The sequence below is a fragment of the Bradyrhizobium sp. CAR08 genome, from assembly GCF_052871955.1.
The window spans coordinates 53,578-80,477 of record NZ_JBIXJX010000021.1; the positions used below are offsets into that span (position 1 = coordinate 53,578).

Genomic DNA, 26,900 nt, shown 5'->3' on the forward strand with positions numbered 1-26,900 from the left:
CGGATGAGCGTAGCGACATCCGGGTCTTTGCTTGCAGCGTTCCCGGGTATCGCTTCGCTCACCCGGGCTACGGGCCTTACTTCCCCGGCACGCTCTTGGCGCCCTCGCCGAGGCTCCGCTGCATCATTACCGTGTCCAGCCAGCGGCCGAATTTCAGCCCGACGCTGGGATGCGTGCCGATCATTTTGAAGCCGGCCCTGGTGTGCACGCCGATCGAGCCGGCATTGGTGGAATCCCCGATTACCGCGATCATCTGACGGAAGCCGCGTGCCTCGCATTCGACGATCAGCCGCTCCAGCAGGAGCGCCCCGATGCCGCGGCGGTGGAAGGATGGATCGAGATAGATCGAGTTCTCGACCGTGAAGCGGTAGGCCGGGCGGGGCCGGTAGGCACCGGCATAGGCGTAGCCGGCGACGCGCCCGTCGAGGATGGCGACGAAATAGGGGTAGCCGCCATCGATCAGCGTGCGGTAGCGGCGCGTCATCTCGGCAAGGTCGGGCGGCTCCAGCTCGAACGTCGCGGTGCCCTCGCGGACAGCCTGCCGATAGATGGCCGTGATGGCGGGGAGGTCGGCCTCGGTGGTGGGCCTGATATCGGGTGCGGACATGCCGCAAGATTAGAGCCTTCCCGGGGCGGCTGGAAGAGGCAACCGTGCTTCCTCATACTCCGTCCTTGCGAGGAGCCCTTGCGACGAAGCAATCCAGAAATGCACCAGCGGAGGGACTCTGGATTGCTTCGCTGCGCTCGCAATGACGGTGGGTGTTGAGAGGCTCGCCCCAAACAAAAACCCCGGCCTCTCGGCCGGGGGTTGCTGTCGTCCACTCTGGGCTGGCGCTTAGTCGCGCTGGCCGAGGAGCTGCAGGAGCAGCGTGAACAAGTTGATGAAGTTCAGGTACAGCGACAGCGCGCCGGTGATGGCCGCACGCTCTGCGATGTCACCGCCGGCCGAAGCGTAACCGTAGATGTAGTCGTTCTTCAGCCGCTGGGTATCCCAGGCGGTGAGGCCCGCGAACACCAGCACGCCGACCACCGACACGACGAACTGCAGCACCGAGCTCGCCAGGAACAGGTTCACCAGGCTCGCGATGACGATGCCGATCAGGCCCATGAACAGGAACGAACCCATTCCGCTCATGTCACGCTTGGTGGTGTAACCGTAGAGGCTGAGCGCGCCGAAGGTCGCCGCGGTGATGAAGAACACCCGGACGATCGAGGTGTGCGTGAACACCAGGAAGATCGAGGACAGCGAGACGCCCATCAGTGCCGCGAACACCCAGAACAGGATCTGGGCGGTCGAAGGAGCGAGCCGGTTGATGCCTGCCGAGATCACGAACACCATGGCGAGCGGCGCGAGCATGAACAGCCACTTCAGGGGGCTGACGAACATCGCGTAGCCGAACGGCGTCAGGAACAGCTTGCCGACCCGCACGGCTTCCGGGGTCGGAACGTCCGTCACGGCGGCCATGTAGACGCCGAGGGCGGCAAGGCCGGTGATGGCCAGGCCGATGCTCATGTAGTTGTAGATGCGCAGCATGTAGGCGCGCAGGCCGGCATCGACCGTCGCGGCGTCAACACGCCCGGCGGCCCTGCCGAAAGGAGAAGCGTAATTGCGGTCTAGGTCCGACATGGTCGAATTCCCGTTGGTTGGTCCGGTCCGGCATGAGGGTCGCCATGCCGCCGGTTCGTCAAATTCTATCTCGGATACCGATGTCTGCCGACTAAATTCTGGCTAACAATCGGGGCTCCGAACCCATTCGATATGTGGGAAACTAACACATTCGCTGCAACCGTCCACGCGCGGCTGAATGTCGCCCTTACCTGCAATCCAGACGAGCGGACGTGGTTAATCGCTGGAATCGTGCGATTTCGCTCCCGTGCCGCCGCCCGCTACCATTTGTCACAAATTCCGCAACACCGTGGCGGGCTTTTTGTTCAACGCCAGCAGGGTGCCGGCGAGCCCGAGGCCGACCGTGACGACCAAGGCAGCCGCGACCACGCCGGCTGCGCTGCCGCCCTGCCAGACGAAAGTGAGGGTCATCAGCCGGGTCACGATCATCCAGGCCGCGACGCTGCCGGCGAAAACGCCGAAGACCGCGGTGGCAAGCCCGATCAGGAGGTATTCGAGCGCATAGGCGCCGAGCAGCCGCAGCCGGGTCGCGCCCAGGGTCTTGAGGATCACCGCATCGTAGACCCGGTGGCGATGGCCGGCGGCGAGCGCGCCGCCGAGCACCAGGATCGCCGAGATCAGGGTCACCGCGCTGGCGCCGCGGATCGCCAGCGCCAGGTTGGTCACGACCGAGCCGACCGTCTCCATCACCTCGCGCACGCGCACGCTCGTCACCATCGGATAGGCGTCAGCGACCTCCTTGATGATCTTGCCGTCGCCGGCCGCATCGCCGCCGGCTTCCGTCAGCGTCGCGATGTGGGTGTGCGGCGCGCCCTTGAATGCGTTCGGCGAGAACACGAGGACGAAATTGATGCCGAGGCCCTGCCAGTCGATGCTGCGCAGATTGCTGATCTTCGCGGGGATGTCGCGGCCGAGGATATTGACCACGACCTCGTCGCCGACCTTGAGGCCGAGTCCGTCCGCGATCTTCTTCTCCATCGAAACCAGCGGCGGGCCGGAATAATCGGCGCTCCACCACTCGCCCTCGACCACCTTGGAGCCCTTCGGCAGCTCGGCGGTATAGGTCAGGCCGCGGTCGCTCTGCAGCACCCACTCGGAATCGGTGCTGGGCTTGAGCTCCTCGGCGCGGACACCACGGGCTCCGACGATCCGTCCGCGCAGCATCGGCACGTCGTCGACTTTCGCGCCAGGGGCGATCTGGCGCAGGTATGTGTCGAACTGCTCGGCCTGCGTGCTCGGAATGTCGATGAAGAAGAACGATGGCGCGTGCTCGGGCAGCGCCGCCAGGAACTGCCGGCGCAGATTGCCGTCGATCTGGGTGATGGTGACGAGCACGGCGAGCCCGAGCCCGAGCGACAGCACGACCGAGGGCGTCAGCGCGCCCGGCCGGTGGATGTTGGCAATCGCAAGTCGCAGCATCGGCCATCGCGTGCGCGGCAGCCGCCGCGCGATGGTCATCAGCAGGGCGGCAATGCCGCGGAGCAGCGCGAACACGACCACGGAGGAGGCCACGAACACCGCGGCGATGCGCTTGTCGAAGGACAGCCCGATCACGACCGCGATGAGCAGCGCGATCACGACGGCCATGAAGACGAGATAGCTCCAGCGTGGCCGATGCCATTCGGAGCTGATGGTGTCGCGGAACAGCGCCGCCACCGGCACGTCGTGCACTCGCCCGAGCGGCCACAGGCCGAAGGCAAGCGCCGTGAGCAGCCCGTAGACGAACGACAGCGCGAGCTCGTCGGCATGCACCGCCGGCACCACCGGCAGGGGCAGCAGCTTGCCGAATAGGCCGACGATCGCGAACGGCATGGCGGCGCCTAGTGCGAGGCCGATCACTGAGCCGATCGCGGCGAGCAGGAGAACCTGGGCGAGATAGATGCCGAACACGTCGCGCCCGGTGGCGCCGACGGCCTTGAAGGCCGCGATCACCTCGAGCTTGTGGTCGATATGGGCCTTGACGGCATTGGCAACGCCGACGCCGCCGACCAGCAGCGCGGCGAGGCCGACCAGCGTCAGGAACTGCGTGAAGCGGTTGATGTTGCGCTCGAGCTGCGGCGAGGCATTGGAGCGGCTGCGGACCTCCCAACCGGCCTGCGGCGCGGCGTTGCGGACGTCCGCGATGAAGGCGTCGGTGGCGCGCTCGTCGTTGGCGATCTCCGGCAGCTTCACACGATAGACCCAGCGCACCAGGCTGCCGGGTTGGACGAGCCCTGTCGCGCGCAGGCCCGCTTCGCTGATCAGGAAGCGCGGGCCGAAGCCGATGCCGCCTGCGAGCTTGTCGGGCTCGGCTTCGACGGCGCTGCGGATCTGGAACGTCGCAGCCCCGACGGTGACGCGATCGCCGGTCTTGAGCGACAGCCGCGCCAGCAGTGTCGGATCGGCGGCCGCGCCGAACGCGCCGTCGCGCTCCGCGAGCAACTCGGACATCGGCAGCGGCGGCGCCAGCGTCAGCTGGCCCAGCATCGGATAGGTGTCGTCGACCGCCTTCATCTCGACCAGGGCCAGCTTGCCCTCGGCCGAGCGCGCCATGCCGCGCAGTGTGGCGGCGCTCGAAACGGTGCCGCGCGAACGCAGGAAGGCGACTTCCTCCGGCTTCGCCTCGCGCTGAAACAGGACGAACGACACGTCGCCGCCGAGCAGCGTACGGCCTTCGCGGGCGAGGCCGTCGCTCAGGCTCGCCGAGACCGAGCCGACGCCGGCGATGGCCATCACGCCGAGCGCGATGCAGGCAATGAAGACGTAGAAGCCGCGCAGGCCGCCGCGCAATTCGCGCAGCGCGTAACGCAGCGACAGCGCGACGCCGTTGGGCTTCGCAAACGGTGCGGCAGCAGCACTCATGCCGGCGCCGACTGCGTGTCGATGCGCCCCGAACGGAGGCGGATCACGCGATCGCAGCGCTGCGCGAGCGAAGAATCGTGCGTGACCAGCACCAGCGTCATGCCGCGCTCGGCATGCTTGCTGAACAGGAGGTCGACGATCTGTTGTCCCGTGGCTTCGTCGAGATTGCCGGTCGGCTCGTCGGCAACGAGGATCGCGGGATCGGGTGCCAATGCGCGGGCCAGCGCCATGCGCTGCTGCTCACCGCCGGAGAGCTGCGTCGGATAATGATGCAGACGGTCGCCGAGCCCGACCGATTGCAGCTCCTGCGCCGCGCGCTTTGCGGCGTCGGGATTGCCCGCAAGCTCGAGCGGCACCGCGACATTCTCCAGCGCGGTCATGGTCGGGATCAGATGGAAGGACTGGAAGACGATGCCGACCTGGCGGCCGCGGAAGCGGGCCAGTGCGTCCTCGTCGAGGGCATTGAAAGGCGTGCCGTTGACCACCACCTCTCCGCTATCAGGACGCTCCAGCCCCGCCATCACCATCAGCAGCGTGGATTTGCCCGAACCTGACGGGCCGATCAGGCCGATCGTCTCGCTCCGGCCCACGCGCAAGCTGATATCCTTGAGGATGTGAACGCGTGCCGCGCCCGTACCCAATGACAGATTGACGTTGGAGATGGCGATGGTGTCGGCCGAACTGTCGGCGAGCGAAGAGGAAGAGATGCGAGTGTCCATGGTCCGGTCATATGGCAACTCCGCCCGCGCGGTCGAGAGGCGTTACGGATTGTTCATGCACATAGCCGTGTTGATGTTCGCTTTGATGACCGTCGCAAATCCGGCATGGGCTGAGGCGGCGAAACCGATCAAGCTGGTGGTTCTCGGCGATTCCCTGAGCGCGGGTCTTGGCCTCCCGGCCCAGGAAGCGTTCCCCACAAAGCTTCAAAAAGCTTTACAAGACAAAGGCATAGAGGTCGGCATGACCAATGCCGGGGTATCCGGCGACACCTCCTCGGGGGGCCGTGACCGGCTCGACTGGTCGGTCCCTGACGGAACCGACGGTGTGATCATCGAGCTCGGCGCCAATGATGCGCTGCGCGGCATCGATCCCGACCTGACGCGCGCCGCGCTGACCGAGATCGTCCAGCGCCTCAAGGCACGCAAGATCGCGGTGATGCTGTGCGGCATGCTGGCGCCGCCGAACTACGGCGCGGATTATGCCGCCCGCTTCAATTCGATTTATCCGGATCTGGCGAAAACATTCGGCGTGCCGCTCTATCCGTTTTTTCTCGATGGTGTCGCGGCCGATGCCAAGCTCAATCAGGCCGACGGCATTCATCCGACCGCGGCCGGCGTCGATATCATCGTCAGGAATATCTTGCCCACGGTTGAGGCATTTCTTGGCACCATCGCTGAGCAACGGCGTTGAAAACCAGGCAACGCTAGCCGTAATTCCCAGGGTTTTACCGGAGTAAGGCGCGCAATGCTTCGCAGAGTCACACAACTGCGATAGGAATTAGGGTACCGGTGATTCGTCGCCGGCTCTAAAATTTGGATATGATCTTGCCCTGGGATCATGTCCAAGCATCGGGAGTACGAAACGATGCCGCGTTTGTTCACTGGTCTGGAAATTCCGGCCGAGATTGGCCAGTCGCTTTCCAATTTGCGGGGCGGCCTTCCCGGCGCCCGCTGGATCGATCCCGAAAATTACCATGTCACCCTGCGCTTCATCGGCAATATCGATGGCATGTCCGCCAACGAAATCGCCTCGATGCTGTTTCGCGTCGACCGTAAGCCGTTCGAGGTGAAGGTGCAGGGTTTGCAGAGTTTCGGCGGACGCAAGCCGCGCGCGGTGGTCGCCACCATCGTGCCGAGCAAGCCGCTGATGGAATTGCAGGCCGAGCTCGAGCGCCTGATGCAGCGGATCGGCCTCGACCCGGAAGGCCGCAAGTTCATACCGCATGTCACGCTGGCCCGGCTGCACGACGCCACCGACCGTGACGTCGCCGATTATCTCTCGCTGCGTGGCTATTTTCCCAGCAAGGCATTCACGGCCGAACGGTTTGTTTTGTTCTCGTCCCGCGCCTCAACCGGCGGCGGCCCGTATGTGGTCGAGGACGCCTACGAGCTGTGTGAGTAGCGAAGCTCTCGTGCCCCGGACGCTGCGCAGCGCGAAGCGGTGCGCTGCAGAGCCGGGGCCCATTACGCGGCGATAGACGAACGGTCCTGTACGAAACAGTCGGTCCCGGCTCTGCGCAGCGTCACTGCGTGCCGCAGCGCGTCCGGGACACGGAATGCATAGCGCCCCGCCCCAATTCACGGCTTGCAATTTCCGCTCATCTCTGGCGGTAAAGAGCATGCTCTCGACCCCCAGTTCCTCATTCCGCGAGGCCTATCAGGCCCAGATCGCGTCCGGCGCGATCGAGCCCGACGCTGCGCAGGCCGAAATCGCCGACGCCTATGCCGCGCTCGACCAGCGGCTCGCCGATTACAAGCCGCCGCGCAAGCAGGGCCTGCTCAGCCGCCTGTTCAGCAGCGACAAGGACGAGGCGCCGCACGGGCTCTACGTCCATGGCGAGGTCGGCCGCGGCAAGACCATGCTGATGGATCTGTTCTTCCAGCACTCGACAGTCGAGCACAAGAGGCGCGCGCATTTCCACGAATTCATGGCCGAGGTGCACGAGCGCATCTACAATTATCGCCAGGGCATCGCGCGCGGCGAGATTGGCGACGGCGACGTCATCGTGCTGACCGCGCATGCGATCTTCGAGGAGAGCTGGCTGCTCTGTTTCGACGAATTCCACGTCACCGACATCGCGGACGCGATGATCCTGGGCCGCCTGTTCGCAAAGCTGCTGGAGCTCGGCACCGTGGTGGTCGCGACCTCCAACGTCGCGCCTGACGACCTCTACAAGGGCGGCCTGAACCGTTCGCTGTTTCTGCCCTTCGTCATGCAGATCACCGACCACATGGACGTGCTGCGGCTCGACGCGCGCACCGACTTCCGGCTGGAAAAACTTCAGGGCGTACCGATGTGGCTGACGCCGGCAGACACCGAGGCGGACGCCGCGCTCGACCGCGCCTGGTCGAAGATGTCAGGCGGCGCCAAATGCAAGTCGCGCGATATTTCGATCAAGGGCCGCATCCTGCACGTGCCGTGCTCGGCCCACGGCGTGGCGCGCTTCACGTTCGCCGATCTCTGCGACAAGCCGCTCGGGGCATCCGACTATCTCAGGCTGGCGCACGACTATCACACCATCCTGGTCGACCATATTCCAGTGATGGATTTCTCCCAGCGCAACGCCGCCAAGCGTTTCATCACGTTGATCGACACGCTGTATGACAATGCCGTGAAGCTGATGGCCTCCGCCGATGCCAACCCGATCTCGCTCTATCTTGCCAATGAGGGCAACGAGGCCAACGAGTTCAAGCGCACCGCGTCGCGCCTGATCGAAATGAGCTCGGAATCCTATCTGGCGCTGCCTCACGGCCGCAAGGATTCCACCGCCAGCGGCTCGACCAAGGGCTTGGTCGAGACTTAAGTCCTATTTGCCAGCGCTGTCATTCCGGGCTCGGCGCTTCCCCAAGCCCCGGAATGACAAGGTTGCGCTTGAATACGCGGCAAGCCCGACAATTGGGCAACCCGTGACTTGAACGGGGGAGGCGAAAGGGATAACCACCCGTCTCAGTTTTCCCCTCCTTACGTGTCTAAAGGACAGGCTCACATGGCGCGCGACAAGATTGCTTTGATTGGCTCCGGTCAGATCGGCGGAACGCTGGCTCATCTCATCGGCCTGAAAGAGCTGGGCGACGTGGTGATGTTCGACATCGCCGAGGGCGTGCCGCAGGGCAAGGCGCTCGACATCGCGCAGTCCTCGCCGGTCGACGGCTTTGACGCGCACTACACCGGCGCGAACTCCTACGAGGCGCTCGACAACGCAAAGGTCTGCATCGTCACCGCCGGCGTGCCGCGCAAGCCCGGCATGAGCCGCGACGACCTCCTCTCCATCAACCTCAAGGTCATGGAACAGGTCGGCGCCGGCATCAAGAAGTACGCTCCCGACGCCTTCGTCATCTGCATCACCAACCCGCTCGACGCGATGGTCTGGGCCCTGCAGAAGGCCAGCGGCCTGCCGCACAAGAAGGTCGTCGGCATGGCCGGCGTGCTGGATTCGTCGCGCTTCCGCTACTTCCTGGCCGACGAGTTCAACGTTTCGGTCGAAGACGTCACCGCCTTCGTGCTGGGCGGCCATGGCGACACCATGGTGCCGCTGGTAAAATACTCCACCGTCGCCGGCATCCCGTTGCCCGATCTCGTCAAGATGGGCTGGACCTCGCAGGCGCGCCTCGACGAGATCGTCGACCGCACCCGCAACGGCGGCGCCGAGATCGTCAATCTGCTCAAGACCGGCTCGGCCTTCTATGCTCCGGCGGCTTCCGCGATCGCGATGGCCGAGAGCTATCTGCGTGACAAGAAGCGCGTGCTGGCCTCGGCCGCCTACCTGAACGGCGAATACGGCGTGAAGGACATGTATGTCGGCGTGCCCGTCGTGATCGGCTCCAAGGGCGTCGAGCGCGTCGTCGAGATCGAGCTCGTCGGCAAGGACCGCGAAGCCTTCGACAAGTCGGTCGGCGCAGTGCAGGGTCTGGTTGACGCCTGCAAGAAGATCGCGCCCGATCTTCTGGGCCGCTAAACCCAACATTCCCCGCCGAAGATCGAAAAACCGGTCTTCGGCGGTTTCACTTCCGGGCCCGCGCTGCAACTCTTGTAGAGGACGGGGCGGGCTCCGGATCGGCAGTCCAGAGATCGATGTCAGAGAATCCGGGTTGCAGTTCCTGTGGTATATGGTATGCCAGCCACAAGACTGAGGTGGGCCTACGAGGTCACCGCCCGCGGGTTCAGGGAGCGACCATATGAATATCCATGAATATCAGGCCAAAGCGCTGCTGAACGAGTTCGGTGTCGCGATCTCCAAGGGCGTTCCGGTCCTGAAGGCCGCTGATGCGGACGCGGCGGCAAAGGCACTCCCGGGCCCGGTCTGGGTCGTGAAGAGCCAGATCCACGCCGGCGGCCGCGGCAAGGGCAAGTTCAAGGAAGCCTCGGCCGGCGACAAGGGCGGCGTCCGCATCGCCAAGTCGGCCGCGGAAGTTTCCGAATTCGCCAAGCAGATGCTCGGCGCAACGCTCGTCACCATCCAGACCGGACCCGCCGGCAAGCAGGTCAACCGCCTCTACATCGAGGACGGGTCAGACATCGACAAGGAATTCTACCTCTCGATCCTGGTCGACCGCGAGACCTCCCGCGTCTCCTTCGTGGTGTCGACCGAGGGCGGCGTCAACATCGAGGACGTCGCGCACAACACGCCTGAGAAGATCGTGACCTTCTCGATCGATCCCGCGACCGGCATCATGGGCCATCACGGCCGCACCGTCGCGAACGCGCTGAAACTCTCCGGCGATCTCGCCAAGCAGGCCGAGAAGCTCACCGCGCAGCTCTACGCGGCCTTCGTCGCGAAGGACATGTCGATGCTGGAGATCAACCCGCTCGTCGTGACCAAGCAGGGCCAGCTCCGCGTGCTCGACGCCAAGGTGTCGTTCGACGACAACGCCCTGTTTCGTCACCCCGAGGTGCTCGCGCTGCGCGACGAGACCGAGGAAGACGCCAAGGAAATCGAGGCGTCCAAATACGACCTCAACTACGTCACCCTCGACGGCAATATCGGCTGCATGGTCAACGGCGCCGGTCTCGCGATGGCGACGATGGACATCATCAAGCTCTACGGCATGGCGCCGGCGAACTTCCTCGACGTCGGCGGCAGCGCCAGCAAGGAAAAGGTCGCGGCCGCCTTCAAGATCATCACCGCGGATCCCAACGTGAAGGGCATCCTGGTCAACATCTTCGGTGGCATCATGAAGTGCGACGTGATCGCCGAGGGCGTCACGGCCGCCGTGCGTGAAGTCGGCCTCAGCGTGCCGCTGGTGGTTCGCCTCGAAGGCACCAATGTCGAGCTGGGCAAAAAGATCATTCGTGAATCCGGCCTGAACGTGGTGCCGGCCGACAATCTCGACGACGCCGCGCAGAAGATCGTGAAGGCCGTCAAGGGAGGCTGAGGCCATGACTCAGGACCATCTCGCTGCATCATCCCCGCTGCCGGAGCACGCGCGTCTTGCCGCGTTCGCCGGTGAATGGAATGGCGAAGAGGTGGTCTTTCCGTCGCGCTGGACGGAGGGCGGGACGGCAACCTCTCACGTCGTCGCGCACATGGACCTGAACGGCTTCTATCTGATCCAGGACTCCGTCCAGACCCGCGACGGCAAGCAGAGCTTCGCCACCCACGGCATCTTCACCTTCGACCGCGAAGACCGGACCTACAAATTGTTCTGGTACGACTCGCTCGGCTACACGCCGCCTTCGCCCGCCTCCGGCGGGTGGGTCGGCAAGACGCTGACGCTGGTGCGCGGCTCGCTCCGCGGCAATGCGCGCCACGTCTATGAAATCATCGACGACGATTCCTATTCGTTGAAGATCCAGTTCTCGCCGGACGCAGAAGGCTGGGCCGACGTGCTCACCGGCGTCTACCGCCGCATCCACTGACCTCTCACTCGTTAGTTTCGCGAAAGCAGACCTCATGTCCATCCTGATCGACAAGAACACCAAGGTCATCTGCCAGGGCTTTACCGGCAAGAACGGCACCTTCCATTCGGAGGCCGCGATTGCCTATGGCACCAAGATGGTCGGCGGCACCTCGCCGGGTAAAGGCGGCGCGACGCATCTGGGGCTGCCGGTGTTCGACACCGTGCGCGAGGCGCGTGAGAAGACCGGTGCCGAGGCATCGGTGATCTATGTGCCGCCGCCGGGCGCGGCCGATGCGATCTGCGAAGCCATCGACGCCGAGATCCCGCTGATCGTCTGCATCACGGAAGGTATCCCGGTCATCGACATGGTCAGGGTGAAGCGTTCGCTGGCCGGCTCCAAGTCGCGCCTGATCGGGCCGAACTGCCCGGGCGTCATGACCGCCGGCGAGTGCAAGATCGGCATCATGCCGGCCAACATCTTCAAGACCGGCAGCGTCGGCATCGTCTCCCGCTCCGGGACGCTGACCTACGAAGCCGTGTTCCAGACCACCCAGGAAGGCCTCGGCCAGACCACCGCGGTCGGCATCGGCGGCGATCCGGTCAAGGGAACCGAGTTTATCGACGTGCTGGAAATGCTGCTCGGCGACCCCAAGACCGAGTCGATCATCATGATCGGCGAGATCGGCGGTTCCGCCGAGGAGGACGCCGCCCAGTTCCTCAAGGACGAGGCCAAGCGTGGCCGCAAGAAGCCGATGGTCGGTTTCATTGCCGGTGTCACGGCCCCTCCCGGCCGTCGCATGGGCCATGCCGGTGCGATCATTTCGGGCGGCAAGGGCGACGCCGGTTCCAAGACCGACGCGATGAAATCGGCTGGAATTTCAGTGTCGCCATCTCCCGCGCGCCTCGGCCACACGCTTGCCGAAAAATTGAAAGCTTGATTCACACCTTCGTAATTTTCCGGGCGAAGTTTCGCAGCAAATAGGGTAAATGGTGCCTGTCGCGCTGGTCCTCTGCCGGGGAGCCCAGCGCCAGCGCCGTTTGTTATGCGCGAACCGAAATCGCCAGGAACTCAAGTATGTCTCGCCAAGACGCGAACGCAGCCTTTGCCCTCTCCTCCTTTTTGCAGGGCACCAACGCCACCTACATCGACGAAATCTACGCCCGCTACGAGAAGGACCCGTCCTCGGTGGATGCCGAGTGGCAGGACTTCTTCAAGAGCCTCAACGACCAGCCGGGTGACATCAGCAAGAACGCCCAAGGCCCGTCCTGGGAGCGCGCCAACTGGCCGCTGACCCCCCAGGATGATCTGACCTCCGCGCTCGACGGCAATTGGGCGGAAGTCGAGAAGACGGTCGGAGCCAAGATCGCTGCCAAGGCGCAGGCCAAGGGTGGCGACAAGGGCGGCGGCCTCTCCTCCGCAGACCTGCTCCAGGCCACGCGCGACTCGGTCCGGGCCCTGATGCTGATCCGGTCCTACCGCATGCGCGGGCACTTCCACGCCAAGCTCGATCCGCTCGGCATCGAAGCCCAGCGCAATCGCGAAGAGCTCGATCCGCGGACCTACGGCTTCAGCGAAGCCGATTTCGACCGCAAGATCTTCCTCGACCATGTGCTCGGTCTCGAATACGCCAGCCTGCGCGAGATCACCGCGATCTGCGAGCGTACCTACTGCCAGACGCTCGGCGTCGAGTTCATGCACATCACCAACGCGGCGCAGAAGGCGTGGATCCAGGAGCGGATCGAGGGGCCGGACAAGGAAATCTCGTTCACCCGCGAAGGTCGCCGTGCCATCCTGATGAAGTTGGTCGAAGCCGAAGGTTTCGAGAAATTCTGCGACACCAAGTTCACCGGCACCAAGCGCTTCGGCCTGGACGGTGCTGAATCGCTGATCCCCGCGCTCGAGCAGATCATCAAGCGCGGCGGCAATCTCGGCGTGAAGGAGGTCGTGCTGGGCATGCCGCACCGCGGCCGCCTCAACGTCCTGACCCAGGTGATGGGCAAGCCGCATCGCGCGCTGTTCCACGAGTTCAAGGGCGGTTCGGCCAATCCTGATGCGGTCGAAGGCTCGGGCGACGTCAAATATCACCTCGGCGCGTCTTCGGATCGCGAGTTCGACGGCAACCGCATCCATCTGTCGCTGACCGCCAACCCCTCGCATCTCGAGATCGTCGATCCCGTGGTGCTCGGAAAAGTCCGCGCCAAGCAGGATCAGCACGGCGATCCGCCGGATATGCGCATCTCGGTGATGCCGCTCCTGATGCACGGCGACGCCGCGTTCGCCGGCCAGGGCGTGGTCGCGGAATGTTTCGGCCTGTCGGACCTGAAGGGCTACCGCACCGGCGGCTCCGTGCACTTCATCGTCAACAACCAGATCGGCTTCACCACCTATCCGCGTTATTCCCGTTCGTCGCCTTACCCGTCCGACGTGGCGAAGATGATCGACGCGCCGATCTTCCACGTCAACGGCGACGATCCGGAAGCCGTCGTGTTCGCGGCCAAGGTCGCGACCGAGTTCCGGCAGAAATTCCATAAGCCCGTCGTCATCGACATGTTCTGCTACCGCAGGCATGGCCATAACGAGGGCGACGAGCCGGCTTTCACGCAGCCGGTGATGTACAAGAAGATCGCGGCCCATCCGTCGACGCTCGAGCTCTACGCCCGCCGCCTCATCAGCGAAGGCGTGCTGACCGAGGGCGAGGTCGAGAAGGCCAAGGCCGACTGGCGCGCGCGGCTCGATGCCGAGCTCGAAGCCGGCTCCGGCTACAAGCCCAACAAGGCCGACTGGCTCGACGGCAAATGGGCCGGCTTCAAGATCGCCGATCAGGAAGAAGATGCGCGGCGTGGCGTCACCGGCGTCGACATCGCCGCCCTGAAGGACATAGGTCGCAAGATCACCAAGGTGCCGGACGGTTTCCGCGTCCACCGCACCATTCAGCGCTTCCTCGAAAACCGCGCCAAAGCGATCGACGGCGGCACGGGCATCGACTGGGCCACCGGCGAGGCGCTGGCATTCTGCACGCTGCTCAACGAGAACCACCATGTCCGCCTGTCCGGGCAGGATTCGGAGCGCGGCACCTTCTCGCAGCGCCACTCGGTCCTGATCGACCAGGAAGACGAGAGCCGATACACGCCGTTCAACCATCTCGGTCACGAGCAGGGCCATTACGAGGTCATCAACTCGCTGCTGTCGGAAGAAGCCGTGCTCGGCTTCGAATACGGCTATTCGCTCGCCGAGCCGAACACGCTCACCCTGTGGGAAGCGCAGTTCGGCGACTTCGCCAACGGCGCGCAGGTCGTGTTCGACCAGTTCATCTCCTCGGGTGAGCGCAAATGGCTGCGCATGTCCGGCCTCGTCTGCCTCCTGCCGCACGGCTATGAAGGCCAGGGACCGGAGCACTCCTCGGCGCGTCTGGAGCGCTATCTGCAGATGTGCGCGGAAGACAACATGCAGGTGGTCTATCCGACCACGCCGGCGAACTACTTCCACGTGCTGCGCCGGCAGCTTCATCGCGAGATCCGCAAGCCGCTGATCGTGATGACGCCGAAGTCCCTGCTGCGTCACAAGCGGGCGGTGTCGCGTCTCGAGGAGCTCGCGAAGGGAACGACCTTCCACCGCATCCTCTATGACGACGCCCAGATGCTGCCGAGCGAAGCGATCAAGCTCGTTCCCGACGAGAAGATCCGCCGCATCGTGCTCTGCTCGGGCAAGGTCTATTACGACCTCTACGAGGAGCGCGAGAAGCGCGGCATGGACGACATCTATCTGATGCGCGTCGAGCAGCTCTATCCGGTGCCGCTCAAGGCGCTGGTGGCCGAACTGTCGCGCTTCAAGAAGGCCGAAGTGGTGTGGTGCCAGGAAGAGCCGCGCAACATGGGTGCCTGGCACTTCATCGAGCCCTATCTGGAATGGGTGCTGAACCAGGTGAACGGTGCGAGCCGGCGTCCGCGTTATGTCGGCCGCGCCGCCTCCGCCGCGACCGCCACGGGTCTGATGTCGAAGCATCAGGCGCAGCTGAAGGCGTTCCTGGACGAAGCATTGAGCTGAGAAGTTTTTACACCTCGTCATGCCCCGCCTTGTGCGCAATTGCGCACCGGGGCGGGGGATCCAGTATTCCGCGCCGCCCGTCTCTATCACGACTGTCACGGCGTACTGGATCGCCCGCATCCGCGGGCGCTGACATCTGCACCTATGTCCGCATTGGCGATCTCCTTAAGGAAAAGACCATGACTGAAATTCGTGTGCCGACCCTCGGCGAATCCGTCACCGAGGCCACCATCGGCCGCTGGTTCAAGAAGGCCGGCGATCCCGTCGCCGTCGACGAGCCCTTGGTGGAGCTCGAGACCGACAAGGTCACCATCGAAGTCCCGGCGCCCTCCGCCGGCACGCTGAGCGAGATCATCGCCGCCGATGGTGCCACCGTCGCCGTCGGCGCGCTGCTCGGCCAGATTACCGAAGGCGCCGCCGGCGCTGCCAAGCCGGCGCCCGCTGCGCCTGCAAAACCCGCGGCTGCCGCTCCTGCGGCCGCTGCTGCGGCTGCTCCCGCCGCGGCGAAGGCACCCCCGGCCGACGCGCCGCTCGCTCCCTCCGTGCGAAAGCTCTCGGCCGAGACCGGCGTCGACGCCTCGACCGTTCCCGGCTCCGGCAAGGACGGGCGCGTCACCAAGGGCGACATGCTCGCCGCGATCGAGCGTGCGGCCTCGGCGCCGACCCCGATCAACCAGCCGGCCGCCGCGGTTCAGGTCCGCGCGCCCTCGCCGGCCGATGACGCCGCCCGCGAAGAGCGCGTCAAGATGACCCGGCTGCGCCAGACCATCGCGCGCCGCCTCAAGGACGTGCAGAACACCGCCGCGATGCTCACGACCTTCAACGAGGTCGACATGACCAACGTCATGGCGCTGCGTGCTCACTACAAGGATGCGTTCGAGAAGAAGCATGGCTCGAAGCTCGGCTTCATGGGCTTCTTCACCAAGGCCGTCGTCCAGGGGTTGAAGGACATCCCGGCCGTCAACGCCGAGATCGACGGCACCGATCTGATCTACAAGAACTACTATCACATCGGCGTCGCCGTCGGCACTGACAAGGGCCTCGTCGTGCCCGTGGTGCGCGACTGCGACAACAAGTCGATCGCCGACATCGAGAAGGGCATCGCCGATTTCGGCCGCCGCGCCCGCGACGGCCAGCTCAAGATCGACGAGATGCAGGGCGGCACCTTCACCATCACCAATGGCGGCATCTACGGCTCGCTGATGTCGACCCCGATCCTGAACGCGCCGCAGTCCGGCATCCTCGGCATGCACAAGATCCAGGAGCGGCCGATGGTCGTCGGCGGCAAGATCGAGGTCCGCCCGATGATGTATCTGGCGCTGTCCTACGATCACCGCGTCATCGACGGCAAGGAAGCCGTGACCTTCCTTGTCCGCGTCAAGGAGAGCCTGGAAGATCCGGCGCGCCTGGTGCTCGATCTCTGATCGCTGATGCTCTGCGAGCGCCGTCGCTTTTCGCGACGGCGCGTGTCGAACTATGGAGGCGCGCGTGACGGATAAAGTCGTTGTCATCACCGGCGGCAGCCGCGGCATCGGCCGTGCGACCGCAATTGCCGCCGCGGCACGCGGCTTCCGGATCGTTGTCGGCTATGCCAGCAACAAGACGGCCGCCGATGAGGTGGTCGCCGAGATCGCGGCCAGCAACGGCAAGGCCATCGCGGTGAAATGCGACGTCGCCGAGGAAAGCGACATCCTGGCGCTGTTCAAGGCCGCGGACGCGTTCGGCACGCTCGGCGCGCTCGTCAACAATGGCGGTATTGTCGGGACCAGCGGCGTGCGCGTCGACGAGATGTCGGCCGAGCGCATCCAGCGTGTGATGGCGGTCAACGTCACCGGCTCCATCCTCTGCGCGCGCGAAGCCGTGAAGCGGATGTCGACCAGGCATGGCGGCCAGGGCGGCGTCATCGTCAATCTGTCGTCGGTTGCGGCCAAGCTCGGCGCGCCGAACACCTATGTCGACTATGCCGCGTCCAAGGGCGCGATCGATTCCTTCACCATCGGCCTCGGCTATGAGGTTGCCGGCGAGGGCATTCGCGTCGCGGGCATCCGCCCCGGCCTGATCGACACCGAAATCCACGCTGCCGGCGGTGAGCCCGACCGCGCCCATCGCTTGGCCCATATGGTGCCGATGAAGCGCGTCGGTACGGCCGATGAAGTCGCCAATGCCATCGTCTGGCTGATGTCGGACGATGCCTCCTACGTTACCTCAGCCATTCTCGATGTGTCCGGCGGACGCTGACGCGCCGCGCGGACGCTGACACATCCTTCAACGCTAAACTTACGGGACTTTCTCTCATGGCTACCTACGATCTCGTCGTCATCGGCACCGGACCGGGCGGTTATGTCTGCGCGGTGCGTGCAGCGCAGCTCGGCATGAAAGTCGCCGTGGTGGAAAAGAACGCGACGCTCGGCGGCACCTGCCTCAATGTCGGCTGCATGCCGTCGAAGGCGCTGCTGCATGCCTCCGAAATGTTCGAGGAGGCCGGGCATTCCTTCGCCAAGATGGGCGTCAGCGTCTCCGCGCCGAAGCTCGATTTGCCTGCGATGATGAACTTCAAGCAGCAGGGCATCGACGGCAACGTCAAAGGCGTCGAGTTCCTGATGAAGAAGAACAAGATCGACGTGCTCAAGGGCGCCGGCAAGATTCTCGGCACCGGCAAGGTCGAGATCTCCGCCGACGGCAAGTCGCAGGTCGTCGAAACCAAGAGCATCGTGATCGCCACCGGCTCGGACATCGCGCGGCTCAAGGGCATCGAGATCGACGAGACCCGCATCGTGTCGTCGACCGGTGCGCTGTCGCTGGACAAGGTCCCCGGCAAGTTGCTGATCGTCGGCGCCGGCGTGATCGGCCTCGAGCTCGGCTCGGTCTGGCACCGTCTCGGCGCCGAAGTGGTCGTCGTCGAATTCCTCGACCGCATCCTGCCCGGCATGGACGGCGAGATCGCCAAGCAATTCCAGCGCATCCTGGAGAAGCAGGGGTTTGCGTTCAAGCTGGGTGCCAAGGTGACGGGCGTGGACACGTCCGGCAAGACGCTGAAGGCGACGGTCGAGCCCGCCGGCGGCGGCGCTGCCGAGACGCTGGAAGCCGACGTCGTTCTCGTCTGTATCGGCCGTGTGCCGTACACGGAGGGGCTTGGCCTGAAGGAAGCCGGCGTTGCGCTCGACAATCGCGGCCGCGTGCAGATCGATCCGCATTTCGCGACCAGCGTGAAGGGCGTCTATGCCATCGGCGACGTCGTCGCGGGCCCGATGCTCGCGCACAAGGCCGAGGATGAAGGCGTCGCGGTTGCCGAGATCATCGCCGGGCAGGCCGGCCACGTGAACTACGATGTTATCCCAAGCGTCGTGTATACCACGCCGGAAGTATCCTCCGTCGGCAAGACCGAGGAGGAGCTGAAGCAGGCGGGCGTGGCTTATACGGTCGGAAAGTTTCCCTTTACCGCCAACGGCCGTTCCAAGGTCAACCAGACCACCGACGGCTTTGTGAAGATTCTCGCAGATGCGAAGACCGATCGCGTGCTCGGCGTGCACATTATCGGCCGCGAAGCCGGCGAAATGATCCATGAGGCGGCCGTTCTCATGGAGTTTGGCGGCAGCGCGGAGGATCTCGCGCGCACCTGCCACGCGCACCCGACGCGCTCGGAGGCCATCAAGGAAGCCGCGCTTGCAGTCGGCAAGCGGGCCATCCATATGTAGGTCGCGCCCAGCGCCGAATCGGGCGGGAAACACATGCTACGCCGCCTGCTTCAACCGGTCTGGGTCCTGCTTGCGATCATCTTCCTGATCGAAGCCTGGCTGTGGGACCATCTCGAACCGATCGTCGCGCGGGTTGTCGCAATTGTCCCGCTCGCCCGGTTCAAGCAATGGCTGTCGGACCGCGTCGATGCGCTGTCGCCGGCGATGACGCTGATCGTGTTCGCCGTGCCCATCATCCCGCTGTTTCCGCTCAAGCTGGTCGGCCTGTGGCTGCTCACGCACGAATACTGGACCAGCGCGGTCTTCACCATCGTGTTCGCAAAGCTGCTCGGGGTCGGCGTCACCGCCTTCGTGTTCGACGTGACGCGCGACAAGCTGATGGAGATGGCGTGGTTCGAGCGGCTCTACGATCTGGTGCTGAAGCTGCGTGCTAAGGCCGCCGAGCTGGTCGATCCGATCAAGCGACGCATCAAGGACATGATCGCCGGCAACGGCGAAGGCTGGTCCTCCCGCACGCTCCGCCTGATCCAGCGTTTCCGCAAGAGCGTGCACGAAGCGCGCTGAGCTCGACGCACACTCGCTGTCATCGCCCGGCTTGACCGGGCGATCCAGTATTCCAGAGACGGCAATGCATACGGAAAAGCCGCGGCGTACTGGATGCCCCGGTCAAGCCGGGGCATGACACCGCGTATGTCGCGCGATGTAGTCTCAATGCAAATGCAGCAGATGCGGCAACCACAGGCCGAGCCCGGTCATGACGAGCCCGCCGATCGTTAGCAGGCCAGCGACATAGGCGAGTGCGATCATGCCGGTGATGATCGTCGCCGAGGCCAGCACGATGCCGATCTGGAAAGCCGCCGACGCCAGCTCGAAGTGATGATACTTCGCAGTCGCCTCGTCGCGCTCATGCTCGGCGTGCTTGGCCTTTTCGGCCAGCTGCTCGGTGCCTTCGCCGGTCTCGGGCTCGGAGCGGTAACGCTGCGCGGTCTTCTGCCAGTCCTCGATCTGCTTCTGCACGGCCACCTTGTTGGCCTCGTCGCTCGCCGCGCCGAGGATCAGCTTGCCCTGGTCGGCCATGGTCTGCACCATGGTGCGCCGGATGCTCTTGGCCTGGAAGAAGGCCCAGAGATTGGAAGCCTCGACGTTCTTGCTGATCGATTCGGTCTGGGCGCCCTTGCCGAGCGTCTCCGAGATCGCCAGGAACAGCGCCAGCACGGCGATCAGGAGCGCGATCTTCTTGTTCGAGCCGGACGCGTGTTCGGCGTGCTCGGCATGCTCCATGCTTTCATGTGCACTCATAAGTCCCTCCTGGCTCGATTCCTCACGATTGACCGAACCGCGGGCGCCGCGCAAGAGGCATCCGCGCTGAGAGGCTTGCTATGCCAGCTTCATGTCAGCATCAGCGACGCGGATGCGCGCTGGCATAGACTTCCAGCAGCCGCTCGGCATCGATGCCGGTATAGATCTGCGTGGTCGAGAGCGAGGCATGGCCGAGCAATTCCTGGATCGCGCGCAAATCGCCGCCGCGTGACAACAGGTGCGTGGCGAAGGAATGCCGGAGGGCGTGCGGCGTGGCGCTGTCGGGCAGGCCCAGCGCGCCGCGCAGCCGCTCCATCGCGAGCTGGATGATGCGCGGGCTCAAGGGCCCGCCGCGTGCGCCGACGAAGATCGGCCCCTCCGCCGGCAGCGGATACGGGCACATGGAAGCGTATTCTTGCACCAGTGCGAGCACGTTCTGGAGCACCGGCACCATGCGGGTCTTGTTGCCTTTGCCCGTCACGATCAGCACGTCGCCTTCACCGGGACGCGGGACCTCGCGGCGCGTCAGCCCCAGCGCTTCGGAGATGCGCAGGCCCGAGCCGTAGAGGAGAGCCATCACGGCGGCGTCGCGCGCAAGAATCCAGGTCTCGCGGTCCTCGCCGGCGCGCTCGTCGGCGTCCGCAAGACGTTTGGCCGACGCCATCGGCAGCGGCTTGGGCAGGCTCTTTGCGACTTTCGGCGCGCGGATCGCCGAGAGCGCCCCGACCTTGCCCTTGCCTTCGCGCTCGAGGAAGCGGCCGAACGAGCGCAGGCCCGCGAGCGCGCGCATCAGCGAGCGGCCGGCAATATCGTCGGCGCGGCGCATCGCCATGAAGGCTCTGATATCGGTGGCCTCCAGCGCGCCGAAACGCTTTAGCGTCACTCGCTCGCCCCAATGGCCGCAGAGGAAATTCAGGCATTGCCGCAAATCGCGGGCATAGGCTTCCAGCGTCTTCGGCGACAGCCGCCGCTCCGCGCCGAGATGCGACAGCCAGCGCGTCATCTCCTGCGCGATATCAGGATCGGCGCTGGCGAGGTCGATTTGTGGGGCGGCCGCTTTGCTCATGCGCTCTGGACGTGGTGATTCCACTCAGTATATCGCATCACACTCGTTTATCGTTCGCTAAGGCCGCCTCAGGGCGCTAGCCTTGAAGCCCTCGGGTTCCGATTCCCCTCCATGGATCACACGTCGCGCAGCAACGCCGTCTCCGCCAACGCGACCCGCATGGTCGACGTGCTGGTGCCGGTCGCGCTCGACCAGACCTATTCCTACAAGGTGCCGCGCGGGATGGAGCTGAAGGCGGGCGACATTATTGGCGTGCCGCTCGGCCCGCGGGAGGTGCTCGCGGTGGTCTGGGCCGAAAACGCCAATCCTGATCCGCGCCTGCACAACCGCCTTAAGGAGGTCAGCGAAAAGCTCGACATCCCGCCGCTGAAGCCCGAGCTGCGTGCGGTCGTGGACTGGATCGCCAATTACACGTTGAGCCCGCGCGGCATGGTGCTGCGCATGTGCCTGCGGATGGGCGACAACCTCGGCCCCGAGCGGGTGCGCGCCGGCGTGCGCCTGGTCGGCGATCCGCCAAAACGTCTGACGCCGGCGCGGCAGCGCCTGATCGAGGTGCTGTCGGACCGGCTGCTGCACGGCAAGTCCGAGGCGGCCAGAGAGGCCGGGGTTTCGGCCGGCGTGATCGACGGCCTCGTCGACGAAGGAACGCTCTCGGTCGAGCCGATGCCCCCGCCGCCGCCGCCGCCGGCCCCAGATCCGGATTTCAGCCGGCCGGATTTTTCGCCGCTTCAGCGCGCCGGGGTCGATGCCATGCGCGCACTCGCCGCCAACGGCAGCTTTCACGTCGCGCTGCTCGACGGTGTCACCGGCTCGGGCAAGACCGAGGTTTACTTCGAAGCCGTCGCCGAGGCGATCCGCCGCGGAAAACAGTCGCTCATCCTGATGCCGGAGATCGCGCTCACCGGCCAGTTCCTCGATCGCTTCGCGCAGCGCTTTGGCGTGCGCCCTCTGGAATGGCATTCCGAACTGACGCCGCGCACCCGCGCGCGCAATTGGGCGGCGATCTCCGAGGGCAGCGCGCCGGTTGTGGTCGGCGCGCGCTCAGCGCTCTTTCTGCCCTACGCCAATCTCGGCCTCATCGTGGTCGATGAAGAGCACGACCAAGCCTACAAGCAGGACGAGGGCGTGCATTATCACGCCCGTGACATGGCGGTGGTGCGCGCGCATATCGCAAAGGTTCCGATCGTGCTGGCGTCGGCGACGCCGTCGGTCGAATCCGAGGTCAATGCGCGCAAGAACCGCTATCAGCGCATCGCTCTGCCGTCGCGCTTCGGCGGCCAGCACATGCCACATATCGAGGCCATTGACATGCGCCGCGAGCCGCCGGCGCGCGGCCGCTTCATCTCGCCGCGGCTGGCGTCCGAGATCAGGACCGCGATCGAGCGGCGCGAGCAGGCGCTACTGTTCCTCAATCGCCGCGGTTATGCACCGTTGACGCTGTGCCGCGCCTGCGGCCATCGCTTCGCCTGCACCATCTGCGATGCCTGGCTGGTCGATCACCGCTTCCGCCAGCGCCTCGTCTGTCACCATTGCGGCTTCTCGATGCCGCGCCCGCAAACCTGTCCGCATTGCGCGGCGGAGGAATCGCTGGTCGCGGTCGGGCCCGGCGTCGAGCGCTTGCAGGAGGAGGCGGCGGCGCTCTTCCCGGAGGCGCGCACCATGGTGCTGTCGAGCGATCTCATCACCTCGATCGAGACGATGCGCTCCGAGCTGAATGACATCGCGGAGGGCCGCGTCGACGTCATCATCGGCACCCAGCTCGTCGCCAAGGGCCACAATTTCCCGCGGCTCAATCTGGTCGGCGTGGTCGATGCGGATCTCGGCCTGTCCAATGGCGATCCGCGCGCCTCGGAACGCACCTGGCAATTGCTCAACCAGGTGATCGGCCGCGCCGGCCGCGAGCAGGGCCGCGGCGTCGGCTATCTCCAGACCCATCAGCCCGATCATCCGGTGATGAAGGCGCTGATCGCCTGCGACCGCGAAGCATTCTACGACAGCGAGATCGATTTGCGCGAACGCACGCTCTATCCGCCGTTCGGGCGGCTCGCGAGCCTGATCATTTCCGCCGGCGACCGGCCGAGCGCCGAAGGCTTTGGCCGCCACCTCGTCGCGCTCGCGCCGCGCGACGAGCGCGTGGTGGTGCTGGGCCCGGCGGAAGCCCCGCTCGCGGTCATCAAGGGCCGTTACCGCTTCCGCATTCTGGTGAAATCCGCGCGCGGCTTCGACCTGTCGGATTATTTGCGCAACTGGCTTGCCGTATGCCCGAAGCCGAAGGGCAATCAAAAGCTCGAAGTCGACGTCGATCCGCAGAGCTTTTTGTAGGCCCCCCGCTCTCTCCCCGTCATTGCGCTCCTCGCAATGACGGCGGAGGAACAAACAAAAAGCCCGCCGTCCCCCAAGACGGCGGGCTTGTTTCACGCGTCGCGCGTCTTAGGAGACGACTTCCGCGGTGACGCGGCCGACGCCGGCGCCGGTGAGGCCGATGGCACGGGCAGCGCCCGTGGAGAGGTCGAGGACACGGCCGCGGATAAACGGGCCACGGTCGTTGATGGTGACGATGACGCTCGAGCCGCCATGGGTGACACGCAGCTTGGTGCCGAACGGCAGTGAACGGTGCGCCGCGGTCATGGCGTTCTGGTTGAAGCGCTGGCCCGAGGCGGTCCTGCTGCCGGACTCGTTCCCGTAAAAGGAAGCCATGCCGGAGAAGGAACGTCCGGTGCCCTGCGACGGCGTCATCGATGCATTGGCGTTACGCCAATCGGAGGTCGTGTTGGCATCGGTCTGGGCGTGGTGGCGGTGATGATGGTGGGAATAGCGATGGTGATGGCGGGATTTGGCGGAAGCTTCGGTGGCAGTTCCCCCGATGAGAAGAGTTGCGGCAACGAAGGCGATCGCCGTACGCGGCCGGGTCACTGAGCCCAGCGTCTTCAAACAAAGCATATATTGGTCCCTAACTAGTATTGCCACATATGTGGCAAGTGGAGCCCCCGTAAGTTTGCGAGCGGGATCGCGTTTCGATTCCTAATGAGGCATGAATTGGGCAGTAAATCCGTTCTGTGTCGCCCTGTAATATCTTGTTACCGGCAGGGATATTCGGCCGACATTCCGTAATATTGGAATTTAACGATTTGTTAACCTCTATATTACTTACGAATACTGTAAAACGAAGTCATCGATTTCCGCATTTAGAATTCAGAAAGTATTCGGCGAGCGGAGCCGGGAGGGCCGGAATCATGCCTCAGCGATCCGTGTTCATGGCCGCTATGCGCTGAGGGCAGGAACCAATCGCCGGCCTCGGCTCAGGGGTGGGCTTAAGCGCTGTGGCAATTCCGCGGCATGCAAGGTCGTCGTCGCGTCGTCGTGGAGTGCGACGAACTGGCGACAGAACGTCATGCCTTTAATTTGGCGTCATGTTGCACGTGCGCGCCTGCTATGTTAGCAAAGCCGCGATTTTAACGAGCCCGGCACTTCCGTGCGGGGTCGAAAATCGAAGTCCCGCTTGAATTCCAAGGGCTTGGATCGCTAGGCGCCGCTTCGTGGCGACGGTTTTTCCCTTGCGAGTTTGACAGCAAAAAGAGCACGTCTGTGGCTGCAGAAGATACGTCCGTTTCCGGTGTGTCGGGCCGTTATGCAACGGCCTTGTTTGAACTGGCCCGCGACCAGAAAGTGGTCGACGAGGTCAAGGCCGATCTCGAGAAATTCGAGGGCATGCTGAACGAGAGCGCCGATTTGAAGCGCCTCGTCCGGAGCCCCGTGTTCGCGGCCGATGCCCAGTCCAGAGCCCTCTCGGCCGTGCTGGACAAGGCCGGCATCGCCGGCATCTCCGCCAATTTCCTGAAAGTGCTGACCGCCAACCGCCGCCTGTTCGCGGTGGCTGACGTCATCCGCGCCTATCGCGCCCTGGTCGCCAAGTTCAAGGGCGAGGCCACGGCCGACGTCACCGTGGCGGAGGCGCTCTCGGACAAGAATCTCGACGCCCTCAAGGTTGCCCTGAAGTCGGTGACCGGCAAGGACGTCGCGCTCAACGTGAAGGTCGATCCCTCGATCATCGGTGGCCTCGTGGTCAAGCTTGGCAGCCGAATGATCGATAGCTCGCTTCGCACCAAACTCAATTCGATCAAGCACGCGATGAAAGAGGCAGGCTGATGGACATCCGCGCCGCGGAAATTTCCGCGATCCTCAAGGACCAGATCAAGAATTTCGGCCAGGAAGCTGAAGTCTCCGAAGTCGGACAGGTGCTGTCCGTCGGCGACGGTATCGCCCGCGTTTTCGGTCTGGATAACGTCCAGGCCGGTGAAATGGTCGAATTCGAGAACGGCACCCGCGGCATGGCGCTGAACCTCGAAACCGACAACGTCGGTATCGTCATTTTCGGCGCTGACCGCGAGATCAAGGAAGGTCAGACCGTCAAGCGCACCCGCGCCATCGTGGACGCGCCGGTCGGCAAGGGCCTGCTCGGCCGCGTCGTCGACGCGCTCGGCAACCCCATCGACGGCAAGGGCCCGATCCAGGCCGACAAGCGCATGCGCGTCGACGTCAAGGCGCCCGGCATCATTCCGCGCAAGTCGGTGAACGAGCCGATGGCGACCGGCCTCAAGGCGATCGACGCCCTGATCCCGATCGGCCGCGGCCAGCGCGAGCTGATCATCGGCGACCGTCAGACCGGCAAGACCGCGATCGCGCTCGACACCATCCTCAACCAGAAGCCGCTCAACGCGCAGCCGGACGAGAACATCAAGCTGTATTGCGTCTACGTCGCGATCGGCCAGAAGCGCTCGACGGTTGCCCAGTTCGTGAAGGTGCTGGAAGAGCAGGGCGCGCTCGAATATTCGATCATCGTCGCCGCCACCGCGTCGGATCCGGCACCGATGCAGTACATCGCGCCGTTCACCGGCTGCACCATGGGCGAGTACTTCCGCGACAACGGCATGCACGCCGTCATCATCTATGACGATTTGTCCAAGCAGGCCGTCGCCTACCGCCAGATGTCGCTGCTGCTGCGCCGCCCGCCGGGCCGCGAAGCCTATCCGGGCGACGTGTTCTATCTGCATTCCCGCCTGCTCGAGCGCGCGGCGAAGCTGAACAAGGACCAGGGTTCGGGCTCGCTGACGGCGCTGCCGGTCATCGAAACCCAGGCCAACGACGTGTCGGCCTACATTCCGACCAACGTCATCTCGATCACCGACGGCCAGATCTTCCTGGAAACCGACCTGTTCTTCCAGGGCATTCGCCCCGCGGTGAACGTCGGTCTGTCGGTGTCGCGCGTCGGCTCCTCGGCACAGACGAAGGCCACCAAGAAGGTCGCCGGCAAGATCAAGGGCGAGCTCGCGCAGTACCGCGAAATGGCGGCGTTCGCGCAGTTCGGCTCCGACCTCGACGCCTCGACCCAGCGCCTGCTCAATCGCGGCTCGCGTCTGACCGAGCTCCTGAAGCAGCCGCAGTTCGCGCCGCTGAAGATGGAAGAGCAGGTCTGCGTGATCTGGGCCGGCACCAACGGCTATCTCGACCCGCTGCCGGTTAACAAGGTGCGCGCGTTCGAGGACGGTCTGTTGTCGCTGCTCCGCGGCAAGAACGTCGAGATCCTCAACGCGATCCGCGACAGCCGCGATCTCTCCGACGACACCGCCGCCAAGCTGAAGTCGGTGGTCGAAGGTTTCGCCAAGAGCTTCGCATAAGAACGGTCGCATGGCCGGGCTTCTTGTCCCGGCCTTCCGTGCCTCACTGCATGGAGACGAAGACGTAGATGCCCGGGACACGCCCGGGCATGACG

Annotated in this window: 22 protein-coding genes; 15 read left to right on the top strand and 7 right to left on the bottom strand. The window is 64.6% G+C overall.

Annotated features, from left to right (window positions below; genetic code table 11):
* Positions 1-76 precede the first annotated feature (76 nt).
* From ACIPUD_RS32800 to ACIPUD_RS32815, 4 genes are all read right to left on the bottom strand, one after another.
* On the bottom strand, positions 77-607 hold the full coding sequence (locus tag ACIPUD_RS32800) for a GNAT family N-acetyltransferase (protein ID WP_018459823.1): 531 nt from the start codon (positions 605-607) through the stop codon (positions 77-79).
* 228 nt (positions 608-835) lie between these two features.
* Positions 836-1,627: a Bax inhibitor-1/YccA family protein gene (locus ACIPUD_RS32805; protein ID WP_007598855.1), complete on the bottom strand. Its 792-nt coding sequence runs from the start codon at positions 1,625-1,627 to the stop codon at positions 836-838.
* 270 nt (positions 1,628-1,897) lie between these two features.
* Complete coding sequence (locus ACIPUD_RS32810) at positions 1,898-4,468, bottom strand: ABC transporter permease (protein WP_446482284.1); 2,571 nt, start codon at positions 4,466-4,468, stop codon at positions 1,898-1,900.
* A complete protein-coding gene (locus ACIPUD_RS32815) occupies positions 4,465-5,187 on the bottom strand; it encodes an ABC transporter ATP-binding protein (RefSeq protein ID WP_446482285.1) in 723 nt (240 codons plus the stop codon). The genes ACIPUD_RS32810 and ACIPUD_RS32815 overlap by 4 nt, the downstream gene beginning before the upstream one ends.
* 55 nt (positions 5,188-5,242) lie before the next feature.
* On the opposite strand from ACIPUD_RS32815, the gene ACIPUD_RS32820 reads away from it, so the two are divergent.
* The 12 genes from ACIPUD_RS32820 to ACIPUD_RS32875 all read left to right on the top strand — a co-directional run bounded on the left by ACIPUD_RS32820 (position 5,243) and on the right by ACIPUD_RS32875 (position 19,329).
* On the top strand, positions 5,243-5,878 hold the full coding sequence (locus tag ACIPUD_RS32820; RefSeq protein WP_446482301.1) for an arylesterase: 636 nt from the start codon (positions 5,243-5,245) through the stop codon (positions 5,876-5,878).
* A 174-nt stretch (positions 5,879-6,052) separates the two neighbouring features.
* The gene (thpR, locus tag ACIPUD_RS32825; protein ID WP_007598862.1) at positions 6,053-6,589 is read left to right on the top strand and encodes an RNA 2',3'-cyclic phosphodiesterase; all 537 of its coding nucleotides are present in this window, start codon (positions 6,053-6,055) and stop codon (positions 6,587-6,589) included.
* A 217-nt stretch (positions 6,590-6,806) separates the two neighbouring features.
* Positions 6,807-7,991 (top strand): cell division protein ZapE, encoded by a 1,185-nt coding sequence (zapE, locus tag ACIPUD_RS32830; RefSeq protein ID WP_446482286.1) that lies wholly within the window; start codon positions 6,807-6,809, stop codon positions 7,989-7,991.
* A gap of 183 nt (positions 7,992-8,174) precedes the next feature.
* Positions 8,175-9,143, top strand: a complete 969-nt coding sequence (gene mdh / locus ACIPUD_RS32835; protein WP_007598869.1) for a malate dehydrogenase — start codon at positions 8,175-8,177, stop codon at positions 9,141-9,143.
* A gap of 220 nt (positions 9,144-9,363) precedes the next feature.
* Positions 9,364-10,560 (top strand): ADP-forming succinate--CoA ligase subunit beta, encoded by a 1,197-nt coding sequence (sucC, locus tag ACIPUD_RS32840; RefSeq protein ID WP_027566399.1) that lies wholly within the window; start codon positions 9,364-9,366, stop codon positions 10,558-10,560.
* 4 nt (positions 10,561-10,564) lie between these two features.
* Positions 10,565-11,044, top strand: coding sequence for a DUF1579 family protein (locus tag ACIPUD_RS32845; RefSeq protein WP_007598873.1), 480 nt, complete (start codon positions 10,565-10,567; stop codon positions 11,042-11,044).
* Between the two features lie 34 nt (positions 11,045-11,078).
* On the top strand, positions 11,079-11,963 hold the full coding sequence (gene sucD / locus ACIPUD_RS32850) for a succinate--CoA ligase subunit alpha (protein WP_446482287.1): 885 nt from the start codon (positions 11,079-11,081) through the stop codon (positions 11,961-11,963).
* Positions 11,964-12,100: 137 nt separating this feature from the next.
* The gene (locus tag ACIPUD_RS32855) at positions 12,101-15,070 is read left to right on the top strand and encodes a 2-oxoglutarate dehydrogenase E1 component (RefSeq protein ID WP_247475298.1); all 2,970 of its coding nucleotides are present in this window, start codon (positions 12,101-12,103) and stop codon (positions 15,068-15,070) included.
* A 179-nt stretch (positions 15,071-15,249) separates the two neighbouring features.
* Positions 15,250-16,494 (top strand): 2-oxoglutarate dehydrogenase complex dihydrolipoyllysine-residue succinyltransferase, encoded by a 1,245-nt coding sequence (gene odhB, locus ACIPUD_RS32860; protein WP_377828713.1) that lies wholly within the window; start codon positions 15,250-15,252, stop codon positions 16,492-16,494.
* A 52-nt stretch (positions 16,495-16,546) separates the two neighbouring features.
* The gene (locus ACIPUD_RS32865) at positions 16,547-17,308 is read left to right on the top strand and encodes an SDR family oxidoreductase (RefSeq protein ID WP_018459834.1); all 762 of its coding nucleotides are present in this window, start codon (positions 16,547-16,549) and stop codon (positions 17,306-17,308) included.
* 56 nt (positions 17,309-17,364) lie between these two features.
* On the top strand, positions 17,365-18,765 hold the full coding sequence (lpdA, locus tag ACIPUD_RS32870; RefSeq protein ID WP_446482288.1) for a dihydrolipoyl dehydrogenase: 1,401 nt from the start codon (positions 17,365-17,367) through the stop codon (positions 18,763-18,765).
* Positions 18,766-18,798: 33 nt separating this feature from the next.
* Complete coding sequence (locus ACIPUD_RS32875) at positions 18,799-19,329, top strand: hypothetical protein (RefSeq protein ID WP_446482289.1); 531 nt, start codon at positions 18,799-18,801, stop codon at positions 19,327-19,329.
* A gap of 144 nt (positions 19,330-19,473) precedes the next feature.
* Here the strand turns inward: ACIPUD_RS32875 and ACIPUD_RS32880 are convergent, their stop codons facing one another.
* Together ACIPUD_RS32880 and ACIPUD_RS32885 are read right to left on the bottom strand one after the other, a co-directional pair.
* Positions 19,474-20,064 (bottom strand): DUF4337 domain-containing protein, encoded by a 591-nt coding sequence (locus tag ACIPUD_RS32880; protein ID WP_446482290.1) that lies wholly within the window; start codon positions 20,062-20,064, stop codon positions 19,474-19,476.
* 100 nt (positions 20,065-20,164) lie between these two features.
* On the bottom strand, positions 20,165-21,130 hold the full coding sequence (locus ACIPUD_RS32885; RefSeq protein ID WP_085383877.1) for a tyrosine recombinase XerC: 966 nt from the start codon (positions 21,128-21,130) through the stop codon (positions 20,165-20,167).
* A gap of 111 nt (positions 21,131-21,241) precedes the next feature.
* Between ACIPUD_RS32885 and ACIPUD_RS32890 the strand changes: the two genes are divergently transcribed.
* Positions 21,242-23,452: a primosomal protein N' gene (locus ACIPUD_RS32890; RefSeq protein WP_085358289.1), complete on the top strand. Its 2,211-nt coding sequence runs from the start codon at positions 21,242-21,244 to the stop codon at positions 23,450-23,452.
* A 108-nt stretch (positions 23,453-23,560) separates the two neighbouring features.
* Here the strand turns inward: ACIPUD_RS32890 and ACIPUD_RS32895 are convergent, their stop codons facing one another.
* A complete protein-coding gene (locus ACIPUD_RS32895; RefSeq protein ID WP_085348687.1) occupies positions 23,561-24,070 on the bottom strand; it encodes a septal ring lytic transglycosylase RlpA family protein in 510 nt (169 codons plus the stop codon).
* Between the two features lie 645 nt (positions 24,071-24,715).
* Between ACIPUD_RS32895 and ACIPUD_RS32900 the strand changes: the two genes are divergently transcribed.
* Positions 24,716-25,276, top strand: a complete 561-nt coding sequence (locus ACIPUD_RS32900; RefSeq protein ID WP_027566412.1) for a F0F1 ATP synthase subunit delta — start codon at positions 24,716-24,718, stop codon at positions 25,274-25,276.
* Entirely contained in the window at positions 25,276-26,805 is a 1,530-nt protein-coding gene (gene atpA / locus ACIPUD_RS32905) for a F0F1 ATP synthase subunit alpha (RefSeq protein ID WP_018459843.1), read from the top strand. The genes ACIPUD_RS32900 and atpA overlap by 1 nt, the downstream gene beginning before the upstream one ends.
* Positions 26,806-26,900 lie beyond the last annotated feature (95 nt).